The 7906-nt window shown below is 60.6% G+C and carries 7 protein-coding genes and 7 tRNA genes; 2 read left to right on the forward strand and 12 right to left on the reverse strand.

Annotated elements, in window-relative coordinates; translation table 11 throughout:
- Together ETQ85_RS26720 and ETQ85_RS23690 are read left to right on the forward strand one after the other, a co-directional pair.
- Positions 1-239: hypothetical protein (locus ETQ85_RS26720; RefSeq protein ID WP_222862281.1), on the forward strand; the 239-nt coding region annotated here is incomplete at its 5' end.
- A gap of 379 nt (positions 240-618) precedes the next feature.
- Positions 619-2013 (forward strand): undecaprenyl-phosphate glucose phosphotransferase, encoded by a 1395-nt coding sequence (locus tag ETQ85_RS23690; protein ID WP_148581516.1) that lies wholly within the window; start codon positions 619-621, stop codon positions 2011-2013.
- Positions 2014-2019: 6 nt separating this feature from the next.
- Here ETQ85_RS23690 and ETQ85_RS23695 read toward each other — a convergent pair whose 3' ends face one another.
- The 12 genes from ETQ85_RS23695 to ETQ85_RS23750 all read right to left on the reverse strand — a co-directional run bounded on the left by ETQ85_RS23695 (position 2020) and on the right by ETQ85_RS23750 (position 7638).
- Positions 2020-2553, reverse strand: a complete 534-nt coding sequence (locus ETQ85_RS23695; protein ID WP_222862282.1) for a hypothetical protein — start codon at positions 2551-2553, stop codon at positions 2020-2022.
- Positions 2517-3611 (reverse strand): nucleotidyltransferase family protein, encoded by a 1095-nt coding sequence (locus tag ETQ85_RS23700; protein ID WP_148581521.1) that lies wholly within the window; start codon positions 3609-3611, stop codon positions 2517-2519. The genes ETQ85_RS23695 and ETQ85_RS23700 overlap by 37 nt, the downstream gene beginning before the upstream one ends.
- A gap of 116 nt (positions 3612-3727) precedes the next feature.
- The gene (locus ETQ85_RS23705; RefSeq protein WP_187394845.1) at positions 3728-4165 is read right to left on the reverse strand and encodes a low molecular weight protein-tyrosine-phosphatase; all 438 of its coding nucleotides are present in this window, start codon (positions 4163-4165) and stop codon (positions 3728-3730) included.
- Between the two features lie 235 nt (positions 4166-4400).
- Positions 4401-4477: transfer RNA gene (locus ETQ85_RS23710), tRNA-Asp, on the reverse strand.
- A gap of 7 nt (positions 4478-4484) precedes the next feature.
- Positions 4485-4560 (reverse strand) — tRNA-Glu (locus ETQ85_RS23715).
- 18 nt (positions 4561-4578) lie between these two features.
- Positions 4579-4654 (reverse strand) — tRNA-Ala (locus ETQ85_RS23720).
- Positions 4655-4690: 36 nt separating this feature from the next.
- A tRNA-Glu gene (locus ETQ85_RS23725) sits at positions 4691-4766 on the reverse strand.
- A 46-nt stretch (positions 4767-4812) separates the two neighbouring features.
- Positions 4813-4889: transfer RNA gene (locus ETQ85_RS23730), tRNA-Asp, on the reverse strand.
- Positions 4890-4896: 7 nt separating this feature from the next.
- Positions 4897-4972 (reverse strand) — tRNA-Glu (locus ETQ85_RS23735).
- An 18-nt stretch (positions 4973-4990) separates the two neighbouring features.
- Positions 4991-5066, reverse strand: a tRNA-Ala gene (locus tag ETQ85_RS23740).
- 163 nt (positions 5067-5229) lie between these two features.
- Entirely contained in the window at positions 5230-6015 is a 786-nt protein-coding gene (locus tag ETQ85_RS23745) for a PEP-CTERM sorting domain-containing protein (protein WP_187394846.1), read from the reverse strand.
- A 216-nt stretch (positions 6016-6231) separates the two neighbouring features.
- Positions 6232-7638: an FAD-binding oxidoreductase gene (locus ETQ85_RS23750; RefSeq protein WP_148581520.1), complete on the reverse strand. Its 1407-nt coding sequence runs from the start codon at positions 7636-7638 to the stop codon at positions 6232-6234.
- Positions 7639-7906: the final 268 nt, after the last annotated feature.

Genomic DNA, 7906 nt, shown 5'->3' on the forward strand with positions numbered 1-7906 from the left:
CTTCGGGCGCACGACGATACGTGCTGCCGCCTGCCGCGCGGGCGCCGGCACCAAAATCAACGGCCGGCATCAAACCATGTACCGAAGGCAGGCTGGCCTGGGGAACGCTGGTGGCCGCCCCCAGGACGTCGCCGGGTGCCGACCACGCTGCCCCTGCCGTTAAGAATCCCGCTGCTGCAACAAATGAACAGAGAATTTTACGCATGATGGCTGAGCTTAAAAGCGCGGTTAAAATGTGATGGGGATGAGGATGCAAAAATCACGCCTGAATTTTTTTCATGTGGAAAATTACCGAACTATTCACAATAATTCATCATGTTGGAATGTAATATGGATTTTGCACTTGCAGCATCGAAGGAAGTCCGACGGGCCGAGTGTAAAATTTTTCGACACAAAATTCATTCAGATCAAGCCAGCGGGTGCCGGGATATGCCCTTTACCGATTCGGATAAATTCATGTATCATTTAGCATCTAGTTGTTTCTAAAGAAATTTTATCGACTTATTGAAATTTACTGAGGCGCGCTGTGCAGTTTGTCTCACAGAGGTTAAATTTTAGCGTGCATTTTTTTGTGAATTTTTCCGCCATCGCAGTGCACCATAATCTTCCAGGTTCGAAATGTTCAGCTTGATTGACAACCATCACAGCTTCCTTCGTCCAAGTTACACACTGACGTCCGCCCTCGAGGCCATCCTCGATCCGCTCGTGTCGGTGCTGGCGCTGTACGTTATTACCGTGCTGCTGGGCTTCACGCCCGGGGCCAACTACGTGATCCTGGGGGTGCTGTGCTTTTCGCTGATGTTTCCGGGCAACGCCGGCTTTCACGAAAGCACGCGTCGCGTGGTGCGCAAGGTGGTCACCAACTGGTTGCTGCTGGTGGCGATCCTGGGGGGCTTTGGTTACGCCAGTGGCTACATCCATTCGTTTCCGCGTTCGGTGATCTGGACGTGGACGCTGCTTACCCCCTTTCTGCTGATTGGTACGCACTTTCTTGCCCGTCTGGCACTGCTGCATGTGCTGTCCGAGGGGCGCCGCCAGCGCACGGCGGTGGTGGCCGGCGTTAACGATGTGGGCCTGCGCCTGAGCAACCAGTTTCGTGACAATCCCTACCTGGGCTGCCGGGTTGTCGGATTTTTTGACGATCGCAATCTCGACCGCCTGCCCGACACGGGCGACCTGCCTACGCTGGGCCGCATGGCCGATCTGGCCAGCTTTGTGAAGCTGAACCGCATTGATCACATTTACCTGGCGGTGCCGATGGCCAGCCAGCCACGCATCCTTTCCCTTCTCGACGACCTGAAGGACACTACGGCATCGATCTTTTTTGTGCCCGACATTTTTGTAACTGACCTTATCCAGGGGCAGCTTCACAGTGTGGGCAACACGCCGGTGGTGGCCGTTTGCGAGACGCCGTTCACGGGCTTCCGGGGGTTGATCAAGCGCCTGTCGGACATTGTGATTGCGCTGATTCTGATGCTGTTGTTGCTACCGGTGATGCTGGGGGTGGCGATTGGCGTGAAAACGTCGTCGCCGGGGCCGATCATCTTCAAGCAGCGCCGCTATGGGCTGGATGGGCAGGAGATTCTGGTTTACAAGTTTCGCTCGATGACGGCCACCGACAATGGTGCGGTGGTGAAGCAAGCCACCAAAAACGATCAGCGGATTACCCCTTTTGGTGCATTCATCCGCAAGACGTCGCTGGATGAGCTGCCGCAGTTCATCAATGTGCTGCAGGGGCGCATGAGCATTGTCGGCCCCCGCCCCCACGCGGTGGCCCACAACGAAACCTATCGCAAGATCGTCAAGGGCTACATGGTTCGCCACAAGGTCAAGCCGGGCATTACCGGCTGGGCACAGGTGAGCGGCTATCGGGGCGAGACGGAAACCGTGGACAAGATGGAGAAGCGGATCGAGTACGACCTGGAATACCTGCGCAACTGGTCGCTGGGTTTTGATCTGTGGATCATCTTCAAGACGGTGGCGGTTGTCTTCAAGGACAAGAACGCCTATTGAGCCTGTTCAGGCCGCCATGCGTGTGAGCTGCCGCACGGCGGTGGCCAGACGCGTGGAGAGGCGGGAAGCCCCCGCCCCTACCCTGCCCGGCAGCCGGTGCCCCGCCGGCAAGCCCTGGGCGCTGCGCCCAAGGATGAGCGCCGCCCACTGCCCTTCCGGGGTTTCCATGTAGTCGTCGATGGCGCCCTGCATGCCCTTGCGGGCGGCCTTCTGCGATGCAAACCCCAGCATGGGGAAGATGAGCGGGTGGGCCGCATACAGGGCCACCACTTCAGACACTTCGTCAGGATCAATATGCCGTGACAGCACGTACACGGCGGTGATCGAGGCGAGGATTTCACGCTTCAGGCCATTCTCGAATTCGATCCTGGCCCGCGGGCGAAAGAGCTGGGCCAGCACGCCATGCCGCGGCCGGCGGGCAAAGCCGAGCTCTTTCCAGGGCTCGTCACAGAGCATCCATTCAAGACAGCGCCCCGCCGCCTCCCGCGCGTCCATGGCGGTGCTCACCGGCCTCGGGCGTCGCCCCAGCGCAGGGCGCATTCATCGTCACCAACGTAATACGTGTCGCCCTTGCGGTCGACGCAGTATTGCGGCGAGATGATCATTTCAGAGAAATACTGCGCTTCGGCGATGCGGGTGTACTCAAACAGAATGCTGCGCTCGACCTTGGCGCGCGACCTGATGTGGCTGCCGTGACCAATCCAGGTGGGGCCGATGATGGAGGCACCCGGGTCGATGCGCACGCTGGAGCCGATATACACGGGGCCGACGATCTGCACGCTGTCCCAGGCGATGGAGGTGTTGGGGCCAACCCACACGCCGGGACGGATCTCTTTGCCGGGCATGTCCATCTGGGCGACTTCGCCACTGAGCACGCGCTGCAGCACCGTCCAGTAGTCGCTCAGGCGGCCGATGTCGATCCAGTTGAAAAAGCGCTTCTGGGCGTAGAACGGCAGCTCGCGTTCCACCAGCATCGGAAAGAGTTCGCTGCCGATGTCGAAGGTTTTGCCGGACGGGACGAGATCGAGCACGGAGGGCTCGAAAATGTAGATGCCGGTGCTGGCCAGGGTGGACTTGGCTTCTTCGGGGGTGGGTTTTTCCTGGAAGGACTTGATGCGGCCATTGGCGTCGGCAACGACAACGCCGTAGTTTTGCACTTGGTCGCGCGGCACTTCGAGGGCCACCACGCTGGCCACGGCCTGCTTGGTGCGGTGCTCGTGGAGGGCGGCGCCGATGTCGAGGTCAATGATGGCATCGCCACAGATGACGAGCGTGGTTTCGTCGAAGAAACCGCTGAAATCCTGGATTTTGCGCATTCCACCGGCAGAACCGGCGGGCTTGGGGACGATGTCGCCGTGATCGCGCACGCCTTCGTAGGAATAGCCGATGGAAACGCCCCAGCGGTGCCCGTTGCCGAAGTAGTTTTCAATTTTGTAGTGGTTGAAGGCCACGTTGATCATGATCTCGCGGATGCCGTAGCGGGCAAGATGTTCGATCAGGTATTCCATGACCGGCTTGCCCAGGATTGGCACCATGGGCTTCGGCATGTTTTTGGTCAGTGGTCTGACCCGCGTTCCCTGGCCTGCCGCCAGAATCATTCCCTTTGCCAATTTGCTACTCCCTGGTTAACAGCGTCTGTATGTCGTGTGGCATTAATTTTAACATTCCAGACAGATACACAAGGATAGAACATCCACCACGCGGCGGCTGGCGCTTAAAAGCGGGCTAGCCAGGCGGCGGCGTCGGCATGGATGAGGGCATAGGCGGCGCGGTGCGATGCGTCGCCCTGGCGGTAGGGGTCGGGAATTTCGCGTTTGTTCCAGCGCCCCATCAGAAAGGTTTTGCCACGGGCGGTGGGGTCGAGGGACAGCACGTATTCGAGGTGGTGGCTTTGCATGACGAGGATGAGGTCTGCCCAGCGGGTGTGCTCGACCTTGATCTGCCGCGCCCGGTGCGCCTGCATGGGCACGCCCAGCTCGTCCATGACGAGGAGCGCCGTGTCATCGGCCGGATGATCGACCAGCGCGCCAATGCCGGCGGAACGCACGTCGGCTTTTCGCCCCGCCAGGGCGATTTCATGGCGAAGCAGGTATTCCGCAACCGGACTGCGGCAGATGTTTCCGGTGCAAACAGTAAGAATGTTGTGGAACACGGACGTTTTTTTACCGAGGGCGGGAAAGGCGGTTATGTTACCCGGAGTCGGCATCGCCTGGCTTAAGGCGTGTTGTCGGACTGAAGTCCGACCCACAAAAACATCGCAGGCCGACTCTGTGGGTCGGACTTCAGTCCGACAACCCAGCCTCACCCTCCGAGTCCCTCCGAGTCGGACTGAAGTCCGACCCACGAAAAAAAGAGGGAGAGCCGAAGCTCTCCCTCTTTTTACTTGCTGGCGGAGTGGACGGGACTCGAACCCGCGACCCCCGGCGTGACAGGCCGGTATTCTAACCAACTGAACTACCACTCCAAAACTTTGGCGTCCCCACGGGGATTCGAACCCCGGTTACCGCCGTGAAAGGGCGGTGTCCTAGGCCTCTAGACGATGGGGACCCAGAAACTACAGAAACTTGGTGGAGGTAAACGGGATCGAACCGATGACCTCTTGCATGCCATGCAAGCGCTCTCCCAGCTGAGCTATACCCCCAAGTACAACCTTTTAAGCCACCCATCACTCCCGTGGTGGCGTCCCCACGGGGATTCGAACCCCGGTTACCGCCGTGAAAGGGCGGTGTCCTAGGCCTCTAGACGATGGGGACCTCTTAAACCCATATACCAGGAAGCCGAAGCTTCCCTTCTTGATGCTGGCGGAGTGGACGGGACTCGAACCCGCGACCCCCGGCGTGACAGGCCGGTATTCTAACCAACTGAACTACCACTCCAAAACCTTGGCGTCCCCACGGGGATTCGAACCCCGGTTACCGCCGTGAAAGGGCGGTGTCCTAGGCCTCTAGACGATGGGGACCCAGAAACTACGAAATCTTGGTGGAGGTAAACGGGATCGAACCGATGACCTCTTGCATGCCATGCAAGCGCTCTCCCAGCTGAGCTATACCCCCGTGCAACGAGAAACGCATTATAGGCAAGGGTTACTCGCTTGTAAACCCCTATCTTGCATTTTGCTGAAAAGACCTTGAATTACCCCCCCCTGCCCCGGATCGACGCCCATGAAAAACGGCGGCCGAAGCCGCCGTTTTTATGAACCTGCCTGACAAGAAGCTATCAGGCGGCCTTGCGACGACGGGCAGCAGCCAGACCGGCCATGCCAAGGCCCAGCAGCGCCATGGAGGTGGGTTCCGGAACGGTCGCGCGGACAACACCGCCGATAACGCTGAAAGAACCGTCGAACTGGCCGTCAGTGAGGCTAGCCGGCAGGCCGAACGGGTTGTTGGCGGGGATGGAGTCCAGCGTAGCGAACAAGCCGCTGAAGCCGGTACCGCCAACATCGGTTTCGCTGACGTCGATGGTCCAGGTGCCGTTGCCTGCGGTGCCGCCCAGGGTGTGCACTACGGACAGGGAGCCGGTACCGATACCAGCGCCGAGGGGTCCGAAGATGTTGCCAAGCAGCAGATTGAGGCTGCTGGCGGAAGCACTGAACGCACCGCCCGTAACGGCATTGCCGTCAGAGGTGAAGGTGTTGGTGGTGAAGTCGTAAATGAAGTGGTTACCAACGATACCGCTGTTGGTGACGGCAGCAGTGCCGAGGGGAACGAAGTTGGGCGTGTTGGAGACCAGTTCCGGACCAGCGATGGCCGGGGTGTAGTCGATGGTGACAAGACCCTTGCGCTCGGCGCTGACGACGTTGTTGGCCGGAAGGTTCAGATCCAGCAGGCCGGTCAGGCCGGTCAGCGCGATCGTGTAGACGTTCGGGGTGCCATCGGCAAAACCGGAAATGTGGAACTGGCCGGAGAAATTGGCCGTCGAGGTGAAAACAGCGGAGTGCGCAACGGAAGCGCTGCCGAGGGTCAGTGCCGCGCCAAGGGCGAGGACGATCTGTTTCTTGATCATGCGGGATCCTTTCAAAAAAATCATGAATGAATATTGTGGGCTGCGACACAATTCCGGGAATTCTTTGCGCGAACACATTGCGCCGCAATATTCAATCAATAGCAAATATTATGCCGAACAAAGCAAGGGTCCGTTTCTTATGGACATTCCCATTGTGGGCGTCGTCAAACAGGCCCCTGTGTAAAAAAATCTGACAAATCCTGGAAGACTGACCGCCTAAAGAACCTTGCCGGGGTTCATCAGCATTTGTGGATCGAAAAGCGCCTTGATACCCCGCATGAGTTCGAGTTCGAGGCTGGCCTTGTAGCGCGGCATGAGTTCTCGCTTGAGCTGACCGATGCCATGCTCGGCCGAGATGGAGCCGTTGAGTGCATGCACGAGATCGTGAACGATGCGCCCGACCTCCTCGGTGCGCGCAATGAAGGTGGCGTTTTCGTCGCGGCTGGGACGGGACAGGTTGTAGTGCAGGTTGCCGTCGCCCAGGTGCCCGAAGGCCACGATGCGGATGCCGGGGTGGCAGGCCTGCAGGGCCAGGCTGGCGCGGTCGAGGAATTCCGGGATGGCGCTGACGGGTACCGAGATGTCGTGCTTGATGCTGACGCCTTCGCGCTTCTGGGCTTCGGAGATGTTCTCGCGCAGGCTCCACAGGGCACTTGCCTGGGCGCCGGTGGCCGCAACGGTGCCGTCGAGTACGGCGCCATCGGCGATGGCCTGTTCGAGTTCGGCGTCGAGGAGCGTTGCCAGATTGCTGCCGGCCTGGGTGTCGGTCAGCTCGGTGAGCACATACCAGGGACAGGCGCGGTCGAGCGGGTCGCGGGCGCCGGGAATGTGTTGCAGCACTAGCTCAAGGGACGGGCGACTGATCAGTTCGAAGGCGGTCACCCGGTCGCCGGCCACGCCACGCAGACGTGCCAGCAGGCCCACCGCCGCGGCCGGGTCGAGTACCGCCAGCCAGGCGGTGACGGCACAGCGCGGACGCGCAAAGAGTTTGAGCGTGGCGGCGGTGACGATGCCGAGGGTGCCTTCGGCGCCGATGAAGAGCTGCTTGAGGTCGTAGCCGGTGTTGTCCTTGCGCAGCGCGCGCAGGCCATGCCAGATTTCTCCGCTGGGCAGGACAACTTCCAGCCCGAGTACCAGTTCGCGGGTGTTGCCGTAGCGCAGCACTTGCACGCCGCCCGCGTTGGTGGAGATCACGCCGCCGACTTCGCAGGAGCCTTCGCTGGCCAGGGACAGGGGAAAGAGGCGGTCGGCCTCCTCCGCCGCGGCCTGTACCAGGGCCAGCGGCACGCCGGCTTCGACGGTGATGGCGTTGTTGGCGGCGTCCACGTGGCGAATCCGCCGCAGCCGCGACAGGTTGATGACGATGGCGGCGCCGTCGTCGAGGGGCGTCGCTCCGCCGCACAGGCCGGTGTTTCCGCCTTGCGGCACTACCGGACAACCGGCAGCGGCACAGGCGCGCATCACGGCCGCGACCTCGGCGGTGTCGGCCGGCATCACCACCGCCCGCGCCCTGCCCGTATAGCGCCCCCGCCAGTCGGTAAGAAACGGCGCCATATCGGCGTCGGCCGTCAGGCAATGAGCGGAGCCAACGATGTCCCGCAGGGTGTCGACAAAAACAGGCATGAGCAGCGATTCCGAAAAAGATTGTGTGAGTCGGACTGTATCTGTGGGTCGGACTTTAGTCCGACATCGCGCGTTCAGCCAGCCGCATCGGACTGAAGTCCGACCCACAGGGAGGCGCGTGGTTGTGTGGGTCGGACTTTAGTCCGACTGCGGAGCGCGGCGGGGGGAAGTCGGACTGAAGTCCGATCCACGGGGAGGGACGTGGTTTTGTGGGTCGGACTTTAGTCCGACGCGGCTGGCTGAACGGGCGATGTCGGACTGAAGTCCG

This window comes from Zoogloea oleivorans, assembly GCF_008107625.1.
Taxonomy (GTDB): domain Bacteria; phylum Pseudomonadota; class Gammaproteobacteria; order Burkholderiales; family Rhodocyclaceae; genus Zoogloea; species Zoogloea oleivorans.

Excerpts from the sequence above, each read along its gene's own strand:
- ETQ85_RS23750 (WP_148581520.1), bottom strand. The coding sequence starts at position 7,638 with ATGCCTGTTTTTGTCGACACCCTGCGGGACATCGTTGGCTCCGCTCAT.
- ETQ85_RS23745 (WP_187394846.1), bottom strand. The coding sequence starts at position 6,015 with ATGATCAAGAAACAGATCGTCCTCGCCCTTGGCGCGGCACTGACCCTC.
- ETQ85_RS23690 (WP_148581516.1), top strand. The coding sequence starts at position 619 with ATGTTCAGCTTGATTGACAACCATCACAGCTTCCTTCGTCCAAGTTAC.
- ETQ85_RS23695 (WP_222862282.1), bottom strand. The coding sequence starts at position 2,553 with ATGCGCCCTGCGCTGGGGCGACGCCCGAGGCCGGTGAGCACCGCCATG.
- ETQ85_RS23700 (WP_148581521.1), bottom strand. The coding sequence starts at position 3,611 with ATGATTCTGGCGGCAGGCCAGGGAACGCGGGTCAGACCACTGACCAAA.